Origin of the sequence: Paenibacillus jilunlii, assembly GCF_900102965.1 — a bacterium.
GTDB classification, from domain to species: Bacteria; Bacillota; Bacilli; order Paenibacillales; family Paenibacillaceae; genus Paenibacillus_AQ; species Paenibacillus_AQ jilunlii.
Genome location: NZ_FNGM01000022.1, coordinates 50,458 through 76,320, shown reverse-complemented (window position 1 = coordinate 76,320; position 25,863 = coordinate 50,458). Strand labels below are relative to the sequence as shown.

21 protein-coding genes and 1 pseudogene are annotated in these 25,863 nt (G+C 51.7%); 3 read left to right on the top strand and 19 right to left on the bottom strand.

Annotation, left to right across the window (positions count from 1 at the left end):
* The first annotated feature begins 210 nt into the window (after positions 1 to 210).
* Together BLQ82_RS26910 and BLQ82_RS26905 are read left to right on the top strand one after the other, a co-directional pair.
* Positions 211 to 1,596, top strand: coding sequence for an MATE family efflux transporter (locus BLQ82_RS26910; RefSeq protein ID WP_062525674.1), 1,386 nt, complete (start codon positions 211 to 213; stop codon positions 1,594 to 1,596).
* 107 nt (positions 1,597 to 1,703) lie between these two features.
* Positions 1,704 to 2,309 carry a class I SAM-dependent methyltransferase gene (locus tag BLQ82_RS26905; RefSeq protein ID WP_062525675.1) on the top strand — a complete coding sequence of 202 codons (606 nt, stop codon included), beginning with the start codon at positions 1,704 to 1,706 and terminating at the stop codon, positions 2,307 to 2,309.
* A 226-nt stretch (positions 2,310 to 2,535) separates the two neighbouring features.
* Here BLQ82_RS26905 and BLQ82_RS26900 read toward each other — a convergent pair whose 3' ends face one another.
* The 9 genes from BLQ82_RS26900 to BLQ82_RS26860 all read right to left on the bottom strand — a co-directional run bounded on the left by BLQ82_RS26900 (position 2,536) and on the right by BLQ82_RS26860 (position 11,237).
* A complete protein-coding gene (locus tag BLQ82_RS26900; RefSeq protein ID WP_244281022.1) occupies positions 2,536 to 3,450 on the bottom strand; it encodes a copper amine oxidase N-terminal domain-containing protein in 915 nt (304 codons plus the stop codon).
* 233 nt (positions 3,451 to 3,683) lie between these two features.
* Positions 3,684 to 5,024: an extracellular solute-binding protein gene (locus BLQ82_RS26895; RefSeq protein WP_062525682.1), complete on the bottom strand. Its 1,341-nt coding sequence runs from the start codon at positions 5,022 to 5,024 to the stop codon at positions 3,684 to 3,686.
* A 115-nt stretch (positions 5,025 to 5,139) separates the two neighbouring features.
* Positions 5,140 to 5,937 (bottom strand): response regulator transcription factor, encoded by a 798-nt coding sequence (locus BLQ82_RS26890; protein WP_062525684.1) that lies wholly within the window; start codon positions 5,935 to 5,937, stop codon positions 5,140 to 5,142.
* The gene (locus BLQ82_RS26885) at positions 5,921 to 7,714 is read right to left on the bottom strand and encodes a cache domain-containing sensor histidine kinase (protein ID WP_074648672.1); all 1,794 of its coding nucleotides are present in this window, start codon (positions 7,712 to 7,714) and stop codon (positions 5,921 to 5,923) included. The genes BLQ82_RS26890 and BLQ82_RS26885 overlap by 17 nt, the downstream gene beginning before the upstream one ends.
* Positions 7,715 to 8,040: 326 nt before the next feature.
* Positions 8,041 to 8,271 carry a cold-shock protein gene (locus BLQ82_RS26880; RefSeq protein WP_062525688.1) on the bottom strand — a complete coding sequence of 77 codons (231 nt, stop codon included), beginning with the start codon at positions 8,269 to 8,271 and terminating at the stop codon, positions 8,041 to 8,043.
* 132 nt (positions 8,272 to 8,403) lie between these two features.
* A complete protein-coding gene (locus BLQ82_RS26875; RefSeq protein ID WP_036722718.1) occupies positions 8,404 to 8,604 on the bottom strand; it encodes a cold-shock protein in 201 nt (66 codons plus the stop codon).
* Positions 8,605 to 8,863: 259 nt separating this feature from the next.
* Positions 8,864 to 9,142 (bottom strand): hypothetical protein, encoded by a 279-nt coding sequence (locus tag BLQ82_RS26870; RefSeq protein WP_062525690.1) that lies wholly within the window; start codon positions 9,140 to 9,142, stop codon positions 8,864 to 8,866.
* 136 nt (positions 9,143 to 9,278) lie between these two features.
* Positions 9,279 to 10,382, bottom strand: coding sequence for an MBL fold metallo-hydrolase (locus tag BLQ82_RS26865; RefSeq protein ID WP_062525691.1), 1,104 nt, complete (start codon positions 10,380 to 10,382; stop codon positions 9,279 to 9,281).
* A 141-nt stretch (positions 10,383 to 10,523) separates the two neighbouring features.
* Entirely contained in the window at positions 10,524 to 11,237 is a 714-nt protein-coding gene (locus BLQ82_RS26860; RefSeq protein WP_062525693.1) for an HAD family hydrolase, read from the bottom strand.
* A gap of 144 nt (positions 11,238 to 11,381) precedes the next feature.
* Between BLQ82_RS26860 and BLQ82_RS26855 the strand changes: the two genes are divergently transcribed.
* Positions 11,382 to 12,416, top strand: coding sequence for a copper amine oxidase N-terminal domain-containing protein (locus BLQ82_RS26855; protein ID WP_062525695.1), 1,035 nt, complete (start codon positions 11,382 to 11,384; stop codon positions 12,414 to 12,416).
* A gap of 432 nt (positions 12,417 to 12,848) precedes the next feature.
* Here BLQ82_RS26855 and BLQ82_RS26850 read toward each other — a convergent pair whose 3' ends face one another.
* The 10 genes and pseudogenes from BLQ82_RS26850 to BLQ82_RS26800 all read right to left on the bottom strand — a co-directional run bounded on the left by BLQ82_RS26850 (position 12,849) and on the right by BLQ82_RS26800 (position 25,854).
* The gene (locus BLQ82_RS26850; RefSeq protein ID WP_020425948.1) at positions 12,849 to 13,097 is read right to left on the bottom strand and encodes a type B 50S ribosomal protein L31; all 249 of its coding nucleotides are present in this window, start codon (positions 13,095 to 13,097) and stop codon (positions 12,849 to 12,851) included.
* 133 nt (positions 13,098 to 13,230) lie between these two features.
* Positions 13,231 to 14,127, bottom strand: coding sequence for a GNAT family N-acetyltransferase (locus BLQ82_RS26845; RefSeq protein ID WP_062525697.1), 897 nt, complete (start codon positions 14,125 to 14,127; stop codon positions 13,231 to 13,233).
* Complete coding sequence (locus BLQ82_RS26840; RefSeq protein ID WP_062525699.1) at positions 14,127 to 14,915, bottom strand: SDR family oxidoreductase; 789 nt, start codon at positions 14,913 to 14,915, stop codon at positions 14,127 to 14,129. Before BLQ82_RS26840 ends, BLQ82_RS26845 begins: the two co-directional genes overlap by 1 nt.
* Positions 14,916 to 15,431: 516 nt before the next feature.
* Positions 15,432 to 16,286, bottom strand: coding sequence for a diguanylate cyclase domain-containing protein (locus tag BLQ82_RS26830; protein WP_062525703.1), 855 nt, complete (start codon positions 16,284 to 16,286; stop codon positions 15,432 to 15,434).
* Positions 16,276 to 18,372, bottom strand: a complete 2,097-nt coding sequence (locus BLQ82_RS26825; RefSeq protein ID WP_062525705.1) for a cellulose biosynthesis cyclic di-GMP-binding regulatory protein BcsB — start codon at positions 18,370 to 18,372, stop codon at positions 16,276 to 16,278. Before BLQ82_RS26825 ends, BLQ82_RS26830 begins: the two co-directional genes overlap by 11 nt.
* 44 nt (positions 18,373 to 18,416) lie before the next feature.
* Positions 18,417 to 19,667, bottom strand: coding sequence for a glycosyltransferase family 2 protein (locus BLQ82_RS26820; protein ID WP_062525707.1), 1,251 nt, complete (start codon positions 19,665 to 19,667; stop codon positions 18,417 to 18,419).
* Positions 19,668 to 19,801: 134 nt separating this feature from the next.
* Positions 19,802 to 21,367, bottom strand: coding sequence for a hypothetical protein (locus tag BLQ82_RS26815; RefSeq protein WP_062525709.1), 1,566 nt, complete (start codon positions 21,365 to 21,367; stop codon positions 19,802 to 19,804).
* The gene (gene wsfD / locus BLQ82_RS26810) at positions 21,364 to 22,902 is read right to left on the bottom strand and encodes a glycan biosynthesis hexose transferase WsfD (protein ID WP_062525711.1); all 1,539 of its coding nucleotides are present in this window, start codon (positions 22,900 to 22,902) and stop codon (positions 21,364 to 21,366) included. Before wsfD ends, BLQ82_RS26815 begins: the two co-directional genes overlap by 4 nt.
* Positions 22,903 to 22,927: 25 nt before the next feature.
* The gene (locus tag BLQ82_RS26805) at positions 22,928 to 24,082 is read right to left on the bottom strand and encodes a glycosyl hydrolase family 8 (RefSeq protein ID WP_062525713.1); all 1,155 of its coding nucleotides are present in this window, start codon (positions 24,080 to 24,082) and stop codon (positions 22,928 to 22,930) included.
* 576 nt (positions 24,083 to 24,658) lie between these two features.
* Positions 24,659 to 25,854, bottom strand: a pseudogene (locus BLQ82_RS26800) (ISL3 family transposase).
* Between the last annotated feature and the right edge of the window lie 9 nt (positions 25,855 to 25,863).

Genomic DNA, 25,863 nt, shown 5'->3' with positions numbered 1-25,863 from the left:
CAGTAGGGGAAGTAGGCACTTTGCCGTATTGTAGTTACCTGAAGGATACTATTGTGCGGGGAAGGGACTGCTTAAGAGGGAGGCATTCCGAAAGTCATGTTGGATTTTTTTCATAATTTTCGTAAATATACTGCATTTTCATTAAAGCTGTGCTAACATACACCTTGTTTACAGATTGGAGCCGCATGAAATCACTAAAAGAGGTGTGTAATGAACCAAACAAAACACCAGGAATTTAATTTGGTTAAGCTGACCTGGCCTATTTTTCTGGAGCTGTTTCTATTTATGCTGATGGGAAGTGTGGATACGTTCATGATCAGCTCCGTGTCTGATGATGCGGTGTCCGGCGTGGGCGCAGCCAATCAGATTATAACTATGGCTATACTCGTGCTCAGCGTGATCGGCAACGGGGCGGCCATTGTCGTTTCGCAATATCTCGGATCTAAGAAGCCTCAGGAGGCGGCGGAGGTCACGGGCAATGCTGTTACACTCAATCTGGCCGTAGGCATTATTCTTAGTACAGCCATGCTGATCTTCGGGGAAGCACTGCTGAGAGCGCTGAATGTAACAGGGGATATTCTCGTACATGCCAAGGTTTATATTCATATTGTCGGAGGCGGGATTTTCCTGCAGGCGCTGATCAATGCCCTGGCTACGACCATACGGACCTACGGTTTCACCAAACAGACAATGATGGTCTCCCTGCTGATGAATCTTATTCACGTAGCCGGCAACTATCTGCTGATCTTCGGTCATTTCGGTTTGCCTGCGCTGGGTGTACAGGGAGCGGCGATTTCTACAGTAGCCAGCCGTTTGATCTGCCTCGTTATTTTCTTCCTGCTGCTCTATAGAATTATGGAGGTGCGGGTGAAACTGGCTTATTACATTCATCTTTCCAAAAAATATGTGCTGCAAATTCTTAAGATCGGCATCCCGTCAGCTTTTGAATCGGTGATCTACCAATCGTGCCAGCTGATTTTCACCTTATATATTACGTATCTGGGTGCAGAGGCCATGGCTACCCGCCAATACGCCCTGAATATCTCCAGCTATATCTTTTTGTTCAGCGTGGCTGTATCGATGGGCACCTCGATTATTGTCGGACATCTTGTGGGTGCGAGACGGCCGGAGGAAGCCTACAAGCGGGTGTTCAGCAGTGTGAAATGGGCACTGCTTGTTACGGTCATCATTGATGCTGCCGTCATTTTCTTCCGTGTGCCGCTGATGGGATTATTCACAGATAACCTGGATATCGTCGCGATGGGCGCCCAGGTGATTCTGCTCAGTATTTTCCTGGAAACCGGGCGAACCTGCAACCTGGTCATTATCAACTCGCTGCGGGCCTCGGGTGATGCCAAGTTCCCGGTCTATATGGGCCTTATTTCGATGGTCTGCATCAGTCTTCCGCTCGGCTATGTGCTGGTATTCCAGCTTGATCTGGGCCTGGCCGGCGTCTGGCTGGCTACCGCTTTTGACGAATGGCTCCGGGCGGTGATTATGTATTTCCGCTGGAAGAGCCGGGCTTGGGAGAAGCATGGCCTGATTGAACACGAGACGGCAGAACCTGCTGTCCCAGCCGCCGCAACGGCACATTGATCTGCGGGAACGAAAAAGCGGTTCAACCTGATCTCTTCAGATCCGGTGAACCGCTCTTCTTTTACATAGCAAGTTCCACTTTATAACAAAGAAGGATGAAGGTCACGATGACAATGAATGAATCATTGAAAGAAACACAGTCTGAGCGGTTCAATAACCTTGCTTCCGACTGGAGCAACAGTGATGAAGCGATACGACAGGCGGAGAATGCAGTCAACATCCTTGGTATACATAGTGGACAGAGCCTCCTGGACGTAGCCTCCGGCACCGGTGTGATTCTCCACGCGCTTAAGCAGCTTCAGATATCCCCCAGCCATTACCTGGCAATGGATATCTCTTCAGCCATGCTGGAGAAACTGCGTACTGCCTTCCCGGAGGCTCAGACAGCCTGCGCCGATTTCGAGCAGCCTTTCACCTGTCAGCAGGGCTTTGACTATGTGCTGATCTATAACAGCATCCCCCATTTCTCCGATCTGGACATGCTGTTCACCAATGCGAAGCGCAGCCTGCTGCCGGGCGGCACTTTTATGATTGCCCATTCCAGAACACGGCAAGGCCTAATGGAACATCACCAGCGCATCGGCTACATAAGTGAACGTGCTCCGATTCCCGCCGATGAAGAGCTGGCCCTTTTGGCGGATAAATATGATTTTGACCAAGTAGTGGCTGCTGATGATGAATTTTTCTATTTCTCCTGCCGCAGCAAGGGGTAAGGCTCTTTCTCTGATGCAGCTCCCAATACGAACAAAAGAGATGTTCTCATCAAAGGAATGCTGTATCGTGCCCTCTTTTACCAGTATATGCGAAGTTTGAACTACCAATGTGTGACCGCTATCAGCTATACCTCATTCAATTTGTTACCTGCCGCCTTTAATCCAGGAATCGAAGAAGGAGTTATCCGTCATCCCGAAATAAGCCTTAGTGAATCTTGGGGAAGCTTTATGATTTTCCTTCTTCCGGAATGTCAAAAAACTGATTTAAATTCATCTCCTTTGTCCCAAGGGTCTTGACTTCTCCGTTAGGCTCCACGAACCCGTATTTTGCTTCTCCGACATGCCCCATAAATTCAAAAAAAACTACACGACTCGTTATTTTTGGAAGTTCACCGTCCTGGTTGGTGATTTTTAGAGGCAAAAAGAACAGGCCGCTGGAGGCTTTAACCGAATCAAAGGTGGCCGTCCATTTTTTCTCGCTGTGGTTTCCCACAACTTCGTAATATGAAATACTGTTGCCTCCAGTCAAGAAAAATTGGTCCGCTTTTCCTTCCGGGAAATAATAACCTTGATTACCCCCTACTTCGCTGGGGGTAATATCCAAGGCTTTCAACGAGCTAACCATTGGAAATTTTAGCGCTGCACTTCGGGCTTCGGACAGGCTGGACGAGGCAAATTGTTCCTTTAGCTCTTCCTCTTCACTGGATTTGGCGACGAATACAATCCGTTGTTTGGGATTCCACAGGACATACGCCCCCGTCGATTCTGCGATAAAACGCAAGGGAACCATGACACGCCCTTGTTTTAGGGTCGAGGCTGCTTCTAGTTTTACCTCTTTATTTCCAACCTTTGCTGTTTTCTGACCCGCCACTAAGGTGATGGTTTTACCGTCTCGGGTAAGGGTGACGGTCTTGGATGCGTTATTCCATTGTACCGAGCTGCCGGGTATTTGTTGGGCTACCTGCAAAGGAACCATTGTGGTTCCTTTGGTGATATAGGGGGCCACATCCGTATTTGCGTAAAGGCCATTGATACTAATTTTGATAGCTGAGGAAGCTGCGGAAGCCGTTCCTGTAGGTAGGGCACTTCCTGCGATTAGCAGGGACGCGATGAGACATCCGATGAATCCTCTTTTCAACATTTTGTTCACGTTATTATATCCTCCTTGTTCCATTTTTGGTCTCCACTCCCTGTATTATAGACGCACGAAAATCCAAAATGTTAATAAAAACAAAGAAGAAACTTCTATAAAAGAAGTTTCTTCTTTGTTTTAAATATGACTGCTCCTGTTAGGCAGGGTCAAGCTTGGTGATAAGCGGAGCGAAGTTATAGACGGTGAATTTGTCGGCGCTGGCGGGATCAGCAGGATTTCCCTTAGGACCTTCCTTTCTCTATCGCCTCTTTATGCTTGGCAGCGAACTGCTCCGGCGTCACCGCTTTGCCGAACAGCGCCTGAATCATATCCAGGTGGACCTGAGCGGCGCCCGGCTTCATCTGCACATCCGCAAACAGGGTGAGGCTGCTGGCATGATTGAGCTCGTTAAGCAAATCCACGTAGAGGTGCGGCAGCTCGGAATTTGAAGTATCGACTTTCGTTGCCGGAATAACACCTGCGGTGGTTACAGAATCCTGTCCCCACTTGGCTACAAAGTACTCGACAAATGCCTTGGCTTCTTCCTTGACCTTGGAGGATTCCGCTACGAACAGGCCCACACCGGGTCCGCCTACCCAGCTGTTGATGTCCCCTTTGCCGCCGTCTACAGTAGGGAACTTGAAGAATTTAACCTTATCCTTGAACTCCTGACGGATATCCGGGTTGGTGGTAAAATTAGGCAGCTCCCATGTTCCCGTCAGGTACATGGCCGCTTGTTCATTCACGAACTCCGACTTGCCTTCATCATTGGACAAGCCGTTAAAGCCCTTATTGAAGGCATTCATATCGACCAGCGTCTGCACCTCCACCGCCGCCCGGATCAGCCCCGGATCATCAAATGAGCCTGTCCCGTTCGTCGCTTTCTTCAAAGTATCGCTTCCCGCAATCCGGTCAGCCAGATACATGTACCACAGCGAGCCGGTCCAGCGGTCTTTGTTGCCCAAGGCGACCGGGGCTACACCGTTATCGGAGAGCGTTTTCACAACATGCTTGAATTCATCAAAGGTTGTCGGAACCTGCAGATTGTATTTAGCAAAAATGTCCTTGTTATAATAAACCGGCGAAATATTCAGCTCGATAGGCAGGGCGTAGGTCTTGCCATCCACCACATAGGCTTCGGTAGTACCGGGAACGAATTTATTCTTAAGTTGTTCACCGCCCAGGACATCATCCAGCGGAGTGAACAATCCGCCTTTTACATAAGGCTCCATGAAGCCTGCCGCCCAGGTGATGCCTACATCCGGCAGCTCGTTGGAGGCCGACAGCACCTTCAGCTTGTTCTTGTACTGCTCGTTCTCTAAGACTTCCTGCTTGATCGTGACGTTGGGATGATCCTTTTGGTAATCGTCAATGATCTGTCCAACCAGTTTATTCTGCTGGGCCGAAATTCCTGCCGGCCATAAATGCATCATGGTGATGGTAACTTTCTGTGCCTGTGTATCAGTGGATGCCAAGGCATTGACCGGGGAACCTGTGCTGATCCCGTCCCCGCTGCAGCCTGACAGAACGAGTCCCAGCATAGACGTCAATACCAGGTTTTTGGTTATCTTGTTCCTTGGCATTCCTACAACCTCCATAATATTTGTTATACGGTCAATGTAAACGCCATCATTTACATTTTAGCATCGCGGCCGGAGGACGATAAGATCACGATTATTGGTTATAATTCCATTTTTATTAGATTTCGCTGTGCCCATCCTTCATTTGATGGCGGTAGCGGCTGGGACTCATGTCTTCCAGGGACTTGAATACCTTGATAAAATATTTATCCGTACGGTAACCCACCCTTTCACCGATCTCTACAATCGGCAGGCTTGTCTGCAGCAGCAGCTCCTTGGCCCGCTGAATTCTCAGCCGGGATAAATATTCGCTGAACGGCACTCCGGTCTGCTCCTTGAAAAGCACGCTGAAATAGCTGGCATTCAAGTGAATCCTTCCGGCCACCTCGGCCATGGTCAGCTGCTCATGCAGATGCTGCTCCACATAGGCCAGGGCCTCTTTTACCGGTTCACCCATACCCGCCGTATCCGGGTCAATCTCCATCAGCTTAGGGTCAACCAGCTTTTCCAGCTTCTCGCGGCGCTGCTGCTCTTCTTCCTGCTTCAGAGCGGCTTCGACCACCTGTACCAGCTCCTCTTTGTCCAGCGGCTTCAGCAGATAATTGACTGCCCCCAGCCTAAGCGCCTGCTGCACATAATCGAATTCAGCATAACCGGAAATGACAATAATAACCGGCTTCCGCACTTGTCCCTCCAGCGAGCGGATCAGATCCAGCCCGCTGACCTCAGGCATGCGGACATCCGTAATCAGCAGATGCACCCGCCCGTGCAGCAGCCGCTCACGCGCATCGATGCCATTCTCTGCCGTTTCGACGATATACCGGCCAGCCGCCCACATCTCCAGTGTCTGCCTGATGCCCTGCCGCGTTCTCGGCTCATCGTCCACGACCAGAATTGTCCTATTGCCCAGGTTCATAGGTATGCCCTCCATTGTTCGGAATTTCAAAAGTAATCACCGTGCCCTCGGACAGTCTGCTCTCGATGTTCAAACCTTCCACGCCCGTTCCTTCCGCTTCATAGTACAGCTTGAGCCGGCGCTGCACATTCACAAGCCCTATTCCAGTTCCCTTGGCGGAGATGGATGGACCGCCTTCAAGCGCACTGTACAGTGACTGCAGGGTATCTGCATCCATCCCCGGCCCGTTGTCCTGTACGGTGATTTGCGTCCAGCCTTTACGCTTGGCTGGAGCAACCATGACACTAACCGTTCCGCTGCCCACCCGGCTCTCCACCCCATGCAGAATGGCGTTCTCGACAATGGGCTGAATAAGCAGCTTAGGCACCGGTACGGCAGCCTCCTCCGGACCAAGCTGAATATTCCAGGCTAAGCGGTCCCCCATCCGCATCTCCATAATTTTCAGATACCGCTGTACTTGTTCCATTTCTTCCCCAAGTGTAACCCACTCATCCTTATTCGGATTTCCGATAATGTACCGGAACAGCCTCGACATGACAACAACAAGCCCGGCCAGCTCCTCTTCGCCCTTCTCCTCAAGCGACCAGTTGAAGGCCTCCAGCGTATTGAACAGGAAATGGGGGTTGATCTGCGCCTGCAGCGCCTTAAGCTCCGTCCGGCTCTGCAGTACTTCTTTTTCATACACGACCCGGATCAGATCATTCATATTGGCAATCATGCCGTTATAGGTATTGTTCAGTTCTCTAAGCTCTATTGTGGATACCGATTCCGGGTTAGGCGTGAGCACCCCAAGCCTGGACTTGCGCATCGCCCGGATCAGCTGGATAATCGGCCTCGTGATCATCGTGGACAGCACAAAGGACATTATCAAAAAGAGCAAGGTTCCGAACCCCCCCGAGACGAGCAGCACAGTCCTCAGAACAGAGAGGCCTCTGGTAACATAACTTACCGGAGTGAGCACGAGCAGCGTCCAGTTTGTCTTGTCTGAGCGCAGCTTCACCTGCACATATTCCTTGCCCCGGAAGCTGACCGTCTGGTCCTTGCTGGCAAGCAGCGGCAGCAGCTCCGCCTCCGGTTCCTGACTGCTGCCGAGCAGCTCGCCTTCGTCATTCACCAGCAGCACAGACTCGCCCCCGTCGCTGCCGGACAGCGGATCATCAAGCTGGAAATAGCTGCGCTGGATGCGGGCCATCAAATAACCGCCCCGAGAGAACCAGCGGTCCATCAGACTGACCTGGCGGATGGCCAGCAGGCTCTCTTCGTCGTTTGGGTCGACCCCAATCCATACCAGTCTGCCCTTTTGGGTATTGGCTGCGGTGATATAGGCATTACTGATCCTTGTCTCCAGGCTGCCGTCCTTGATAGGAAACAGCAGCCGGTAATCAGCTGTGTACAGCTCCAGAGAACCTACGCTTGGCATGTATGCCTGATAGCTGGAGATAATCCGCAGCAGAGACTGCCGCTGGTTGAAAGTAACGGATTGGCCGTCAAGCTCTTCCGTCAGCAGCTGCTGAATGGTCGGATGATTCGCCACCTGCTCCATCAGGCTGTCGATTTGGCCGATCAATGCATCGAGTCTGCCGTTCGCCTGCACCGCAGTCTGCTGGATATGCCGTTCCGCATTATTTTTCAGCAAATAGGAGACCCTGTTGTACACGAATACACCGGACACAGCAATAATAATCAGCATGACCAGCAGGAAGCCAATGAATATTTGATTGCGCAGCGTATTCAATTCTTTGATTTTCCCATACACTTCGGATACTCCCTTTCCCATGGCAGCGTTTCCAACCTTATTCTCCAAAAGCTCCGCCGATTGTCAAGACGAATTGGCTCCCCTTAGCCCGGCACGGTAAAAAGCCCCTAAGCCGTTTCCCCTGCATGGGTTACGTTAAGGGCTATCGCTCCGATCAGATGAACATGACCGGTGGTCCACTCTTTATCCAGAGCCACGATTCATGTAATATAATATCTGCTTCTTCAGGATATTTGTCAATCCGCAAAGTACAAAAAAATAGCCCGCTCCGCAATAGAAGCCGACTGTTAAAGGATATTCGCTGGTGCAGGCCTAGATCTCCAGGGTAGCTTAGAGAAAATTGCGGATTACGTAATGGTAATCCCCTTCTTGATCGCCTTCATGTCCAAATTCGTGTTCACAAGCATAGGCAGTATCTTCATGCTTCTAGTCATCGGAGAGTTGCATTGCCAGCAGGTAGGCACATACTGAAAGGCAAAATTATCGCGCATCCATCCTGTGCAACCCTCTTTGGTGCAAGACCAAATGGCTGTGTCTTCCTGGGGAAGATCCTCCAGCGCTTTTTTACGAAAATACATAAGTACCCCTCCTTGGTTCGAATTGAGATGATTTCCACACCCTAAAGAGGCGTTGTAGCGGGCTGCGGCGGCTTGTTCGTGGTCAAAAAAAAGCTGCCCTCAACTTGTGTTAAGGGCAGCTTTGATTCCATATTACAGTTTTACAACGTTTTCGGCTTGTGGTCCGCGAGCGCCTTGAGTTACGTTGAACTCAACGCGTTGGCCTTCGTCCAGAGACTTGAAGCCTTCGCCAGTGATTGCGGAGAAGTGTACGAATACGTCGCTTCCGCCTTCAACCTCGATAAAACCAAAACCTTTGTCTGCATTGAACCATTTAACTGTACCTGTTTGCATGATATTACCTCCAAAATTTTATTTAACACATGTCCTTTTATTCCTACGTATTGTACGAACAAATAAAAATTCACACATTGTAAAAGGATTCATACGCACAAATGATAACCCTTTACAATATGTGAATTAAGGTTTAACTTTATGTTTAAATTCATTATAGCACACCAATTCTTCGAAAGCAAAGAAATAACTAAAAATAAAAATATTCTGCCCGGTCCGCGAACCTTCACTAAGGCTCTAAACCGGGCAGCCGCAAGGGTTAGTCGATATATCCGGCCAGCCCTTTATCCATTAAGTAATCCATCTCCGCATCGAGAATACTCTCCACGGTCAGTTCATCCAGCTTCACATCACGCTGGGCGGTGACGTAGTCCACCAGATCATCATTGTCGATGTCCACCTCGCCTTTGGCATTTGCCTTGGCCTTATTAATAAAGGTCTGCTCATGCTTCAGCACCAGCCGGATCAGCTTCGGGTCCACCTTGGTCTGCGCGGCCAATACATCGACCAGTTCCTGCTCATTTACTTGATCACTCATACTATTTCTTCAGCTCCTCGGCATTTATGCTGCTAACCTGAAATAACGATCTCCGATTCTTACGGCATTGTTATGGAAGCCGCGAAAGAGCGGCATGGATGTTATTGTACCATAACTCCCGGCTTAGCCGCGCCGCTCACTTCCACCACGCAAGTGAAGGAACCTCTGCCGAACCGGCATAGACCGGCTCGCCGATGCGCGGTGTAGCCAGCCGGACACCGTGCGCCTTAGCCGCTGCGAAAACACGCTCCACCGGATCGGTCCAGTCATGCATCGACAGGGTAAACGCCGCCCAATGAATGGGAATCATCAGTGCCCCGCGAACATCCAGATGCGCTTGAACCGTCTGCTCCGGGAGCATATGGATATCCGCCCAGCGGGGATCGTATTGGCCGCATTCCATTAGGGTCAGATCGAAAGGGCCATATTTCTCGCCAATTTCGGCAAAATGGGGGCCATAGCCGCTGTCGCCGCTGAAAAAGATCTTCGTCTCTGCCCCCCGGATAATCCAGGAGCACCAGAGCGTGGAGTTGCGGTCCAGAAGGCTGCGTCCTGAGAAGTGCCGTGCCGGAGCACTGGTCAGAGTAAGCCCTGCATACCCGATTTCATCCCACCAGTCCTGTTCACGGATCTTCTCCCGGCTCACTCCCCAGCGCTGCAGATGGGCGCCGACGCCCAGCGGTACAATGAACATGCCTACCTTGTCCTTTAACTGCTTGATCGAGCCATAATCGAGGTGATCATAATGGTCATGGGAGAGCAGCACAGCATCTATGCGGGGAAGCTCCGAAATCTCAACCGGCAGCTGCTTGCTGTAACGCCGGCCGCCAACGAACGGAAACGGGGAAGGGGAGCGGCCCAGCATAGGGTCGAGGAACAACGTCACTCCGTCTATCTCCAGCAGAACAGCGGAATGCCCGAACCAGGTCACGCGGGTATCCCCGCTCGCCTGAATCGAACCGGGCAGCAGCTTCTCAGGAATCAGGGGCTGCGGAGGCCGTGAGTTGGGATTGCCTTTGATGAAATCCTTGAGAATGGAAAAGCTGCTTCCCGCGCTGTTTTCCATCATCACGGTTGCAGCCGGATAGACAAACTTGCCATCCTTGTAGTTCAGCGAGCGGCTTATGATTTGCTTTTCCTTCCTGGAAGCCCGTCGTCCAAAAGCGGGATAAAAGGTCATTACAATGTAAGCCACTGCTGCCAGCACCACAAGGGATACAGCGATAATAATTAAGGTCATGGTCCAGCCCTTCTCTCCAGCATAGTAATTCCATGGACATATTATAAAGCGGTCCAGGCCGGTGGGGCAAATGTTGCGCGCCAAGGAGGATTAACGGGGCTTGGAGCCATCAAGCCCCCTAGTGTTAATTCACTGGGAGAGCTACAAATTCCAGCCGGGGATTTTGCGCAAATCTCCATCCCAGATCTGGACGGTGCTCTGTACCGGCACATCAGCCGGAGAAGAGGCTGTGCGGATATAACAGGAGTCTATCCCCACCGCCGCCGCACCGGCCATATCGGTACGCGGATCGTTGCCGATCATGATTGCCGAGCTTAGATCCGCCCCATATTTCTCCGTCAGGTAGCGGTAGAACAGCGGGTCCGGCTTGCTGATCCCCGCCTCTGATGAAATCGCCACACCGTCGAATAAATGCAGGATGCCCAGCATGGTGAGTTCGGCTTCAATGAAGGTTTTCTGGCCGTTGGAGAGCAGGAATACCTTTTTGCCGCGTGATCTCAAGCGCCGCAGAATTTCGTCTACCCCGTCATACAGGGAAATCTTTATCATCGACAAGGTACGCAGCCATCTTACGGTTTCATGCAGCCAGGCCTGTCCCGGATTACCGCCCAAATCGCGGGCCACCGCGCGGAACACCTCCTCCATCACAAAATCCGGGAACTCACAGTGCTGTGCGGCAGCTGCCAGCTGACGGTCCCGTTCGAGCAGAAAACGCCGCTGCAGATCCTCTCCGGAAATATTCAGCCCATGATAACTGAAATGGAGCGACAGCCGCTCCCAGATTTCCGGCCGCTCCTCATCCGTCTCAATATCAATCAGTGTGCCATACAGATCAAAAATGTAAGTTTGATACATCAATTCCCCTCCTGACCGTTTCTGAAGCTATTGCCAATATTTTCATTGTAAACTGATCCGCGGTTTATGCAACAATTTCGCGGTTCATGACGTTTAGAAGTTAATAGAACCGGTACCCGAGAACTAAATCAAAGGAGTATACCTATGAACGCTGCCCTGAAAACAAGTGCAATCCTGCTAACCTTTTCACTCGCTCTTGCAACCGGAGGGGTCTCGGCAGCCCCTAGCGCTGCATCGGCATCTAGTCACAGCACTGTACAGACACCCTCTGCTGCGTCTGCAAAATTCCCCATATCGGTAAATGGTTCTGCGCTTTCCGAGCCCGGCTTCCAGTCTCCCGGCAGCAAAGAGCCGCTGCTTCCTCTGCGGGCCGTTGCCGATGCACTCGGCTTCACCATGGCCTGGAATGCGCAGACGAAGGCCGTTGACCTGCATAAAGGCAGCATTTTCACCAGTGTAAAAAGCGGCAAGGACCGCTATGCCGTCAATAAGATGTATATCCAGCTCGGAACAGCTCCGCAAACGAAGCAGAACAAGCTGTATGTCCCCGCCTCTTTTGTAAGCAAAGTGCTGCGTCAATCGATTAGCGTGGAGGGACAGAAGATCGTGATCAACCCGGCAGCAGAGTATATCAGTGAGACCGGTGTCATCACAGCCATTACGGATGCGGACAGCTACCAATCGGTACGTATCCGGGGCATCGGCACCGAGGGATTGATTTTGAACGTGGGGAAGGATACCAAGCTTACCCGCCAAGACGGCTCTGAGCTGGCCTTCAGCGAGCTTCAGATCGGCATGACCGTGGCAGCGCAGCACTCCCTGATCTCCACCCGCAGCCTGCCTCCGCAAACGCCGGCCTACCAGATCACTGTACTGGACGGGGAGACAGGGGACGAGCCGCTTGGCACGGCAGGCACGGTCCAGCAAGTCACTACAGCGGAGGATGACACGGTAAGCATACGCATCCGCGGCAGTGCTCTGAGCGAGAAATCGCAAAACGAGGTTGTCCTCCGCCTGACAAAGGACACGGTGATTATTAATGAGAACGGTGAGACTGCGTCCTCTGCCGATGTGACCCAGGGAGCCGAAGTGATCAGCTTCTATAGCCCCATGCTGACCCGCAGCCTGCCTCCATCAGGCACAGCTCTGAAGGTGGTTCTAAAGGCGAATAAGCTTTAAGGAATGCCCCCGATTTTTATTTATACAACAGCCGCGATCTTGCAAATAGAGGGTTGCGGCTGTTTTACTGTGTGAACGGCACTTGGCCTGGCTCCAACACAACGAAGACCCTGCAGGCAGCCCGCAGAGTCTTCAAAAGGTGAGAAGTGAATATTTAGTTATGCCAGGTTCCACAGGCTAGGGTACTTTTCCGGTAAACAATCGACGCCATCTCGATTTGTTTTTGCCTTTCAGATAGTACATGGGTGAAATCAACTACCTTTCGGAATACACATTACATGCCGTTCCAATCGCTATAATTGACACCTTCCACTTCCCACCTACTTATTAATACCCGTTATCCGCGCGAAATAAGCAGACTGTACAAAAAAAAAGAGGACTTCCCGTATACCATCTGCATGGCTGCGGAATATCCTCTGTGCGGTAAAACTATTATTTCTTCTGCGCCAACCGTTGTTTGAACTTGTCCACACGGCCGCCAGTTTCGGTATCTCTTTGTTTACCAGTGTAGAACGGGTGGGATGCGGAGCTGGAGTCCACACGGATCACTGGATAAGTGTTGCCGTCTTCCCATTCCATAGTTTCATTGGATGATTTGGTGGACGAGCTCAGGAATTTGAAACCTACGCTGGCATCCAGAAAAATCACCTGGTTGAATTTAGGGTGTATGCCTTCTTTCATTGTAGTAACCTCCTTCCCGTACATATACAATCTCTATGGCAAAATGAAGCGATCTCTTGGGAGATAACTAAATCCACAGATTTACACGCCATACTATCATACGCTATCGCGGGCGCTGAGTCAATCACCTAAATTAATCCAATACCCGCTGCATGTGTAAAAGCTCACTCCGCACGCTGAACCCGGCGGCTTCCAGCCAGCTGCGTGTTCCAGAGTCGGAAGCCGGGGTATGCACCGTGCTCAGGCTGACCCCGCTTCCGCTATAGCTGAAGATACGGCTAAGCAGCAGATGGATAATCCGCCCCCCGGCAGGGAGGTCATCGCGCAGCTTGCCGGGATACAGCTGAATCCCGCTGAGTTGCCCCGTCCCCGAATATACCCGCCGGAACTGGACATACCCCAGGGCGGCTCCGTTTTGCTCGGCGATCAGACAGCGTCCGTCCTTGAGGCTGGGCCAGTGGGTCTGCCAGGGACCGGAATAGTCGTAGAACGGCAGCGCGGCCGCTTCTGCAGCTGCACATTCACGAATCTGCAGGCCGGCTTCTTCATAGCCCCCGGAAGCTTGTTCAGACTCTGCTGGAACGGCAAGCTCACCGTCCAATGTGTAGAACAGCGTCGTTCCTTGCCCACGGTAGCCGTACTTTTCATATAGGGCAATCGCAGGCTCGTTCTGCACAAAGGCTTCCAGCCTTGCTGTCTGCGCTCCGGCAAGCCTGTATCTGCGGATGTTCTCTTCAAGCAAACGTCCGCCCATTCCCTGGCCCCTGTAGGCGGGAAGGACGGCAGTCCCTCCGTTCCAGGCCATGGTTTCGCCGTTCACCGTACGCAGGCCGTTCAGGGTGAAGCCCACCGCCTGCCCGTCCGCATAGAGCATGATGGATTCTTCCGGCAGCAGATCCTCCCGGTGGAACCTGCCCAGGAACGTCCTGCAGTCCATCTGCAAATTCGCATAGTAATCCTGGAACCCTGCATTCCAAGCAGCGAGTGTGTCCTGCAGCGGAATTTCGCCCAATGTTCTGAACATAACCATTACAGTGACTTCACCATCCCGCCGTCGATCAGCAGAGACTGGCCGGTAATGTAGGTATTCGCAAACGAGCCCAGGAACACGGCTGCTTTGCCGAATTCCTCCGGCGTTCCGCTTCGTCCGGCCGGAATCTGGGCCAGCGCCTCCTGCTCGACTTGCTCACGGGAGATGCCGCGGGCCTCCGCCCGCTTGCCGTCCAGCTGCAGAATCCGGTCGGTGCCGATGCGCCCGGGTGCAAGCGAATTAATCAGGATGCCCTCCGGAGCAAGCTCAGTCGCAAGCGTCTTGAACAGCGCGCTCACCCCCGCCCGGAAAACATTCGAGAGGATCAGGCCGCCAATCGGCTGCTTAACCGAGACCGAGCTGACGCCCACGATGCGGCCCCCGCCGCTTGCACGCAAGTAAGGCAGCGCCTCGCGGATCATGCGCACCGTGCCCATCAGCGTAAGCTCATAGCCGCCGTTCCAGTCGGCGTCGGTCATCTCCTCAAAGCCGCCGCCCGGAGGGCCTCCGGCATTGGTGACCAGCACATCCAGCCCGCCTCCGTATTCGGCGGCGGCTTCAATCGCCCGCCCGATCTCCTCCGGACGGTTCACATCCATCTGCACCACGGCCACCTCGCGTCCGGTTGCCTCAGCGATGGCCCGCCGGGCCGCTTCAAGCTGCTCCAGGTTCCGGCTGGCAATGGTCACCTTCGCGCCTTCGCGTGCGAATTCCAGCGCGGTGGCTAGTCCCAGCCCCTTGCTGGCTGCTGCGACAAATACCGATTTCCCTGTAAGACCCAAATCCATTCTCTCCGCCTCCTCGTTCCGGTACCCCGGGGGCCGTTCGCCTGAATGAAGCCCACGCAGCCGAGGCTCAGGTTTCGGTACCGATAGTTCCGGTAATGTTATTTTTCATGCTGCCAGTAATCGGCAGCGGATAAACTAATTTTAGTACAGCCCGGACCCCGGGTCCAGACTCGCGCCCTTACCCGGGACACAACGGCACTTCTGCCGTTGTTTCCAAGCAACTGGCCCACTGGGCCTTCAACAACGGCATTTCTGCCGTTGTTTCCGAGCAATTTGCCCCCGGGGCCCCCAACAACGGTATTTCTGCCGTTGTTTCCAAGCAACTGGCCCACTGGGTCCCCAACAACGGCATTTCTGCCGTTGTTTCCAAGCAACTAGCCCACTGGGCCTTCAACAACGGCATTTCTGCCGTTGTTTCGGTACAGTTGTCTCCCAGCCAATACATGCCAAACAGCGATGAGCACGCAAGCGCGCCCACCGCTATCTATGCAAATACGGCTGTCCTCCATTGGGAGGCTACACGTCGTATTCCAACTGCTTCTTGGCCTGCAATATAAAATCGAACGGGTTCTCAACCGTCTCTGCCTCATATTGCACAGCCCCGATTTTCAGCCCCAGGTTCACCTTGTATTTCGCTGAGAATTCCGTGTCATTCAATTCCTGCAGCTTGAGCTTGATCCGCTCGATGACAATCTTGGCCCCCTCGCGGTCCGTGAACAGCAGCAGCCCCCAAGTGGCATCCTCCTTATCCAGCAGATACAGCGCATCATTGGTGCGGATACTGGATTGGCTGAGCTTGGACACATCGTAGATCGCCTCAGACAGCTGCTCCTCCGAAATCAAGCGGCGAATTTCACTCCAGTATTTTACCTTGACCACCAGGAGTGTCAGCGGAATGCTGTAGCGTGTGGAGATTCCCGTAAACAAACTGGCATCCTTCTGAAAAGAAATGATGTTCCGCAGATCGGTGTTCTCGTCGACAGTGGCGAGGTTCGCCGTTTTTTTCTCCAGCAGCTCATTTTCGGCCTGAAGCTCCCGGGTTCTGGATGTAAACACCCAGATTACTACTGTAAGCAGCGGGGTCATAATCAGCCAGAAATACGTATTAACGCCAATAGTCCCGCCCTCCGACACCGTCTGGTAGAGGACGAAGAAGCCGTAACCGAAGATAAACGCCAGATTCAGCACCAGCCCTGCGGTCACGGTAGTGAAATAGGTAACCAGCGCCAGCAGAAAAGCAATATTCAAAATAATAATGTTCTGGATGTAATGATCGGGCGAACCTGCGATAAAGACGATGCATATGAAGTTCAGCACCAGGAACACCAGAAAAGCGAGATCGGAAAAAAGGCTGCTGCGGCTACGTCTCACGCTTATCCCCCCGTTTCTTCATATGTTTGCGGAGCAGCAGAAGCAGTGAGACGATCACCAGCGTGACTGCAAGCACAACCGCCACCACGAAGCCCAGCACATCGCTGCGTTCCGTGATTTGCTCGATTACAGAGTCTTTGTCGGCTCCTGCAATTTTTTTGAAGCGGTACGCGCTGACGTTGCCGTCCTTATCGGCGGTCACCCCGTCGCCATATACCTTCCATTTGTCCTTATCGCTTGCGATCAGCTTGGAGACCAGATACATCTCCTCCGTGCTGACTCCAGTCACTGCCATGAAGCCCCGCCCGCCTCCATACGGGGATTCCAGCAGTTGGAGCGTGCCGATCTCCGCCCCGTACTGTTCATCGATGCTGATCTTCTCATTGGAGAGAATCGTGGACCCATCCTTGCTGTAACGGAAATATAGCTTGTCATTGTTGTCACGGATCACCTTGTTGTCTGCATAGGAGCCGATGGCGATGATATTATTGTTCTTCAGATTCTCTGCACTGACAGCATCAGTGTAGTAATGGATATCCCCTGTATTGCCGCCTGCATATTGACCCAACAAGTTGAAAATATTCGCCAGGCTCTGGTACGTGTAGTTGTCCATTTTCTGCGGAAGTACGACCGCTACATGGTTGTAGATCTCATCCCGCAGGAACGGATACGGATAATTGTTGAACAGCAAATCCGTGCGGTCCTTGGTATTCAAGTGCATCGCAGTTTCCTTGCTGATGTAGGCCCAGGGCATTTCCCCCGTATTCGGAGTACAGATGGGATTGTTCATTTCCAGATCAAATGCCACGGTCACCGAGAAGTTGCCGGAGATATTCAGGCTCCGCGGAATCGCCAGATTCAGTATATCGCCGTTTGCCAGCTCCTTGGTCAGCCGCTTGCTGCCGATCGGTGTATCGTTAATGCTTACCGTCACCAGCGAGCGGCCGAAGTCCAGATTCTCCGCATAGCGGAAATCAAGGCTGATTTTACCGGAATCGGCAATCGAGCGGTTCGAAGGCAGCGTAACGAAGTAGGTCTGCTCCTGATGGTTCGGACCGGTCAGCTTATCTCCGGTTTCGGTAAAGGTCACGTTGGAGCTGATGGCCAAAGCCGGTGATGACACATCGGTGGCATCATCGATGACCTTTTTGTCGCTGCTGATCTGGCTGACCAGCTGACGGTTGGCGAGCAGCCGTCCGGCCTTGATCAGCAGGCTCTCATCTTTGGAAGTGACGACCAGCGTAGGCTGGCTATCCTTGTCCAGCAATTGGATAAGCGCATGCTCTTCCAGGTCTACGGAAGCATCAAGCTGCTGCTTCAGCCTACCCGGTACATGGTCCGCCAGGGCCAGCAGCACCACAAGCCCCCTGTCTCTGACGGCTTTTTCACTGTAAGGCAGCAGCGGAAGTGTTTTGTCAGCTAAGGTATTGGCCTTGGCGAAGCCCGATAAAGCATAGGTGGCCGCCTCCAGTTCAGAACCGGTGGCATGGTCCGGTACGCTCAGGAGGCTTTGGCCTCTTTTTACATAATCCATACCGGAGAAGCGCCCGCTGAAATCGCTGATTCCCCCGTCCAGGGCTTTGGGTATATAGGCTACCGCAACACTGGAGCTGTTGAACAGATGCAGCCAATTATCCGGTGTGTTGTCTACGTAGCAGACCTGGTTATTCTCCCCGGCTGTCCGCAGGTAGCCCTGAATGCTCAGCGTGTTTACTCCTTGCTTCAAAAAGCTTTTTGGTGCCGGAAGGGTCACACTCTGCTCCCCGTTGTTTTGCAAAGAAGGCCTGAAGGAGTAGAACGGACTGCCGTTCAGGGAGAGGGTGACACTGGAAATCTGGTCCTCGGTGATTTGCGAAATCTGAAAATGCAGATTGACCTTAAGGTCCTGCACATTCCAGTAATCCATGACCGTGAAATACTGCTGCTGCGAGCTTGTTCCCGTAAGTGAACTGTCGCTGCCGGTAAACGTTGTCTCGTACGTCAGCCTTCCGTCGCCCGGGACCGCCGCTGCTGCGGAAGCCGCCTGGAGCGGGATCAGCAAAAGGGAGAGGCAAAGCGCCCACATCATGATCTGTTTTTTGTTCATAGTCCGTATCTCCTGTTTCACTGATTTCTTGGCCTCAAAGTGCCTTAGTAGCGTTCCGTCTTGTACCATTTGGCTTCCCGTTTAAAGATGACGTCTTTGAGATAGTTGTACAGCCCGTAAGCGGCAACGACCATCCACAGCTGGCAATAGGATACATACATCAGCAGAATGATCCAGAGATTGGACAGGCTCATCTCGCCCTTCTCTGTCGTCAGTGTGACGAAGATGCCCACTACAAATAGAATGATTGCAAGCAGCCACAAGAAGCTGCTGAGTCCGGCAATGGTCGTATGTACATAGCCCATCGCATGCAGCACAAGCAGCAGGTCCGAGGTGACCAGCGAAATCAGCAGCAGGAAGTAGATGGACAGATAGTACAGGATATCGAAGCGGATTTTGGCCGCCGAGCGGTCGAACAGCAGCGGAATGTTTTTGACAATGACATAGATATTCCCCTTGGCCCAGCGCGTTCGCTGTTTGAACCAAACTTTCACAGTCTGCGGCTCCTGCTCCCAGGTAACGGATTTCGGCTGGAATTTGATCCGGTAGCCCATCATGTAAATGCGGAAGCTGATCTCCGTATCCTCAGCGATTGCTTTGACATCCCAGCCGCCGATGCTCTCCACAATAGACCTGCGCATAATGAAGTTGGTGCCGGGTATCGTGCACAGCTTGAACAGCTTCCAGCGCCCGGCCTGGGCCATCCATTGAAACGACAGCGTCTCAATGTTAATAAACCGGGTGAGCAGGCTCGCATCACGGTTGCGGGTCCGGAATTTGCCGATCACCGCACCAAGCGTGGCATCACTGCTGATCTCGGCGACCAGATACCTCAGCGCGGTCCGCTCAGGCGTGTTGTCCGCATCATAGATTGCAATTAATTCTCCTCTGCTGCGGGTGAAGCCGATATTCAGGGCATTGGACTTCCCTTTCCCGCCCGTGACCGCATCCGTGTTGATAATGATTAGATTGCGCTCCGGCTGGCGGCTCTGAATACGGCTCAGCAGCTCAGCGCTGTTGTCGGAGGAGTTGTCATTGATCACAATAATCTCGTACCGGTCATGCGGATAATCCAGCGCCAGCAGGGATTCGACGGTTTTGCTGATGACAACGCCCTCGTTGTGCGCAGGCACCATAATCGTGACAAAAGGATACTCGCCCTTAATCTCCGGGACATCCTCATTTTCGGTTTTAATATAATACAGATAGCCCGCTATAATCAGAGCCACATTGACCAGCAGCAGGGACCAGATGCAGATCACCGCAATTACCATCAGCACATCTGAGATCGTCATGTTTTCTCCTACATAAACTGAATTTGAGATCTTATATTTTGGTTATGGTCTTCACTACAGGGAATGTATGGACTTCCGTCTCTCCAACCTTTATATTCCTTTTTCAATTTCGCATTATTTGGATCTACTTTTCATTATTTGAAATATTTCTTCCGGTACAGCCTGTACCCGATAGAGAGCAGGCCTCCGAACAACAGCAGGGTCACAATAATCACGATGATAAAAAATTTGCTCTGCACACTGAACAGCTTCGTGAAGCTGCGTACCTGCTCTTTTTTGTATTGGTAGTCACTGCTCACAGCCTCCGGGGCATAACCGACATTCAGGGGAGCACCGTTCACCAGGACCACTCCATCCCCCGAGACTACCGTATTCTCATCCGTAACGGTCTTGTGCGGCCCCTGCTTGTAATCGGCAAAAGAGATCCACCGCCGCTCCAGCATCTGCAGCAGTGCATCCAGGCCGGCCTCATCTTCCGGAAGCTCTGCGGTTACTGCTGCATTCAGCGGCAGCTGCGGCATGGCATGGGAAGCGTGCTCCAGTTCCTGCAGAAACTCCGGTGTCAGACTGTAGAGAGAGGAAGCGAAAGCCTTGGAGACATTTGAAGGATCCATGTGCAGGACAGTCTTGTCCGGGAACAGCACAGCAGAGTCGAAAAAGCCCATTCCCGCCTCCGCATACTCCCTGTCATACGCCCAGTATAGGTTCGCACCGATGCCAAGCGGCGCAATGCCGTTTTTCACCAGCAGATTCACAAATCCGCCCATCTTCTGCCCGAGCGTATGATCACTGCTGTTAATGGACGGCATCACCTCCGGTGCATTCACCAGGATGCTGCCATTCCGCGACTGAACCACCTTCAGGGCGTCCAGGTAGCGCTGCATCGCCGGAAAACCGGTATTGCTGAACACCGGGCGGACGCTTGCGATAAACGGAATGCCCGCCTTGTACAGACGGTCTGCGGTTTCTTCCAGCAGGTCAAGATCGGAGAACGGATAGATCTCTCTCAGGACAAGAAAGGTCTGCGGCGCAGTCTTGTTCCCCAGCCATTCCCTAAGCACATAGGCCATGCCCACTACACTGGCATTGTCCCGCTCCAGATAAGGGACATACGTATAACTTCCGGCCGACGCCGCGAAGGGCAGCTTCCGGCCGCTGCTCTTCAGGATAAAGCTGCCATAGGTGCGTTCCGCCTTCACAGCCGCAATATAAGGCATATCCCTTACCTGAAGATCAGAAGCAGTGAATTCACCAACCGCGAGATCGGCAAGGTCTTCATCAGCAGTTCCCGTAGTCAGCTGCATGTCCTTCAACAGCCTGGCGGGAGGATGATAACCTACATGCAGTGCCTGCCCCGTATAGTGCTCCGTATCCTCAAGATAACTCCGGTTGGCAGGAGCAAGATCCGCAGCATTCATTACGGTGATGACCCGGGCAAACGAATCCATGGTCCCCGCCCCGTAATGATCCAGGCTGAGAAGCGTCACCTCGCTGCCCATGGCTGACAGCAGCCGCTGCAGCTCACTTACATTGCCTTCCCGGACAGTGCCTTTGCCCAGGCTGTCGTACAGAAGCAGCATCCTCTGCGGAGCGGAGGCGTCCTGCGCGGCCTGGGCCTGTACCGGCGGAGCGGCAGACAGCAATACAAGAACAGTAATGATCAGCGGCAGCAGCAGACTGGCAATCCTCCGTTGGTTCAAGCGCTCACACCCTTCTGCACCTCAGGATATTGTCCTGCCTTGCTGGCAGCAGGCTTGCGGCCGGCGGACACCTTGCGGCCGATTACGTCAGCCGCCAGCATGAAGGTGACCAAATCGAAGCACAAGGTGAACAGGAATTCATGCTTCGAAATGTCAGCGTCTCCCGCTCCGATAATCGAGACGAAAATTCCCGACAGGCCGACCCCCATGCTGGCCAGAATCAGCACCATCCGCTGTAAGGCCCGCATATTCCGGGTTCTGACAGCCTTCACGCAGGAAGGCATGTAGAGGCCAATAACCAGCGCCATCCAGAGCAGGATGAAACCAAAGGTTTTGGGCGCGAGCTTTTGCTTAAGCAGACTGTAGGCGGTAAAAAAATGGCTCTGGGCCCGGAAAGCCTTGCCCTCCGACTCTTCATAATTCCCCATCGCCGCAGGCTTGATTGAAAAAGCGCTGCGGGCCGCCACATTCAGGATGGAACCAAGCTGATCGGGATTCGCCGCATAGTGTTTGAGAATAGAGCCAAAGCCGTAGCGGCTGTAGAAATCCTTTTCCAGAATCGGCGAATTCACATCCACCGTCCCGTACTGCTCGTAATAAATACTGTCCTTCAGAATGGCGTACTGCTCATTGATTCCGAATGATTTTAGCGTTGTTTCCGGATTGGAGGATTCTTTCAGCACACCCCGGGTCATGGCATGATATTGGTTGATATTCACGAATTCTTTGGAGATATTCAGGTAGGTAGCTATCCCGGACAGCATCAGCAGCGCCATGGAGACAAGCGTCAGGCTGCGGAACAGACGGTCCCGCCGGATCCAGACGAGCGATATTCCGAGCACAGCAATAATCATCCCCACCGGGGCGTTCTGCTGCTTCGAGGTCGTCAGAATGATGCTGCTGAGGACGAACAGGCCGAGAAGGGCATAGTCGTTGTATCTTTTGCGGTAGAGCAGCAGCCAGGAGGCAAAAACGAAGATCATCATGATCATGACGACACTTTCACTGTAAAAAGAGTTGAAATAGGCGGTATAACCCGTATCTCCGAACACCAAAACGGCAATAACGGCAATAATCATGCCTTGCTTGCGCGACATTTTGCAGGTGACCGCCTCAATTAAAAGATAGATGGCGGCAACATAAAGAACCGTGTAAATGGCTGCCTGAAAACGGATGTCGAACACGGTGCTGCTGAAGAACAGCTTATTCAGGCCCATAGACAGCTTGATGAACAAGGACTGTGAGGAATCCAGGGTCGCGCCATTCTCGTTATAGTACTGATAGATTCCAAAATGCTTCACGAAATAGCCAAAATACTTGCTGTCATAGTCAGGCAGGCTGAAGTAAAGGCCATTGCTGTATATATTGCGGAAAAAGTCGCCGTTGTCGGCCATTCCTATGTAGGGAGCTGTAAACAAAGCAATCACCGTAACCAACAGTACACCGAAGGCTGCTGCAAAAGCGGGCGTAACCCGCAGTCCGGCGGGCATCAAATGCTGCCGCAGCGTTGTTTTTACCATGTTGTCTTCAATCATGCGGACTCACCTTCGTTACTGTGGTTTAGTGTGAATAAGAGTAGGCCAATAAAGCCATAAGATTGTCAAAAGAATACGCCTGTCCGGTATCCGTATTGCCGAATCCCCCGAATAGCGGACTGTCCGCATCCCTGATCTGGAATTCGTTCATTCTCGCAATAGCTGCTTGATAGAGTGACTCGTCTCCGGCCTCAGCGCCGATCATGGCCGCCAGGGCGTAGATCGCTGTGGAACGGATATCATTCAGCGGCTTCCCTTCACGGGAGTATTGCCCATACAGGGTTCCGGCCGCGACCTGTTCCTTGATATAGCGGATACTCGCAGGCTTCTGCTGGCCCGTCTCTGCCAAATGTAAAATGCTCAGCAGTGATTCCACCGTATTGATATTTTCAGAGCTGTAAGCTCCTGTATGATAATCGAATCTTGTCTCATAGAAAGGGAACGAATCCGAGAGGTAGCCCCCCTCCAGAATTCCATCCATGTTATGCATTAATATACCGCGTAATTCGCTGGATATCGATAGTTTTCGCAATGTGCCCAAATCAATATAACACAAAGTTACGAAGTTGTTCGTAGTTTTGTAATTTTTGTCATAAAAATCGTGCATGTATCCTTCTTTTACATTATTATCATAGAACCGCTCGGCGTATTTATCTGCCTGCTCCGTATAAGCCGGCTCATCAAAAACCTCTCCCGCCTCATACAGGGCGCCAATCAGCCGCAAGTCATCCACCGCAGCATTCACAGGATACTGCTTCTGCTGCTTGGGGCTGTAGCGGTAGCTGAAGCCGCCTTCCATGTCAAAGGTTTGCTGCGCCAACGCCCACTGGCCGGCAAACTGCTCCTTATCGCCGGCAAGCACAGCTGCGCTCATCAGGAGCGAGGCAGACTCGCTCAGCACCTCATGACCGCTGGCCGCTTCCCCGGATTCGTCTGTCTCCAGCAGATTAGTGTACACACCGTAAGGACCGGTAAGCTGTTTCGCAATAAATGTGCTCAGCTCCTGCCGCTCTATCCGGTTATCTGTACTTCGGCTGGTAATGGCCGATGGAGATGGCGATGCAGTTACCGTCTCACCCGCTGTAGCGGTGGGGCCGGTAGCTGCTTCTTTGCCGCCGCTGCAGGAAGCCAGCAGCAGAGAAAGTACAAGTAGGGTTGCTGCACTGCGTTTACTTGTCAATCCATCACATCCTAAGGAGGACTATCTGTCATCTATATTATATAACGGTAACATAAGTCACAGAATTAACTATACAATTGATCATTATGTGTCAAAATCAATAAAGGATGCAATTTTTTCTGGAGCAAACGGCTACGCCGTCCTTTCACTGGACAGTGTAGCCGCTTCAGTTCTCTTAGCCGATTATGATTAAATACCTTAAACATGTTCGGGCATTGCCTGCGAATGCCAGTTCAATGCGAAAGAGTTACACCGTTTTCACATAACGAAACCCCTGTACAGCAAACGACTCCGTAGTTGGAAGTACGATTTTTTTTCGTCGCTGAAAAAGCCTCGCCCAACAGGAGTCCGACAAGGCTCAAACTCTAACTTAACCAGTTGGAACCTGAGGATGAATCCATTTCAACGACCTCACCGCCACGGTGTATTAAGCTTAATTCGCTAGCCCTCAGTTTAAAGGCAATATACTTAGGAAACGTAAGGACATTTCCCTTCTCATCTGTGTAGCTGCTGATAGGTTCACCTTTAAACTGATGATTGATCGTATTGTCTTCAGTTACATGGGTTGTCCGATATTCACCATATTGAATCAAGAAAAATGGGGTATTCGGATTTTATGGTGGAAAAATCGATTCCCAGCAAGATTAATTCTTCTGACTCACGAACAACTCCAATAGGTGTCGTATTAAACATCGGGAAGTTTTCCTTCCGTAGATCGTAGCTATCAAGCCGCCTCTGGTACTTAGGCTTACGTTGCTTTTTAAGTCCCTCTGCAAAGAGTATTTTAGCTCGTAGGGCTTCAAAAGAGTATCCCCTACCTAAACGATTAATGACTCTAATAAGGCTGTTTAGAGACTCCGTATAAGCGTTTGTAATGCGATGGTCGAAGTAGGCGAATATTTCCTCTTCCCAGTTCTTCATAGCCTTTGTAAGTGGTTCAAAAGAGGATTGCAGTTCAGTTGGTATTTTAGCTTTCCATTCGATGTATTTAAGGAATGCCGTCTGTCTGCTATCACATTCCCAAATATCGAAATATGATTCCTTTAAGTCATAAGCAGTGCCGAGAGAAGGATGATTCTTTGTCCAAAGGTCAAGCGTAATTTTATCCATCTCTGTAAGCTCTATATGGCGTTTTAGGAGGATAAAACGGTCGTGCATCAGCCCGCGGCGTTCTTTTGCGATAATCCTTCTCGGAGCTGCTTACGAATGGTTTCTAACGCTTGGTTTGCCATACAGACAACGTGAAACTTATCGACGATGATAAGAGCTTTTGGCAATATAGCCCTCACGGCGTCCTTATACGGTTGCCACATATCCATTGTGACGTATCGTATTTGTCCTCTATTTGGAAGGCTTGAGAGGTAGCCTACAACGGTTGCCTTGTTACGATTGGGCAAAACATCTAATAAAGTACGTTCCTCAATGTTGGTTAAAACGCATCTTGGCTTAATAATGTGCTTCTCTATATAAGACAATAATCGTTTGGTGCAGTTTCGCTTTTCGTCTATGGTGTGGTCTAAGTGTTCCCAAAAGGTTCGATTGCAGTCTCTACAGCGATACCTCTGACGCTTTATAAGAAGGCCTACACGCTTACCGTGAATAGGCAAGTCCATGCAGATCTGTTCCCTGCTATCGTGTTTGTAGAGGTTGGCTATACATCCACAATGAGGGCAAGCCAAAGGTGGAGAGTTCGTCACCACTTGTATTAGAAAATCAAATTCATTCTCACTAATACTTAGGATGTTGAATTTTGAAAGATTTAGAATATCCATATGAATTTC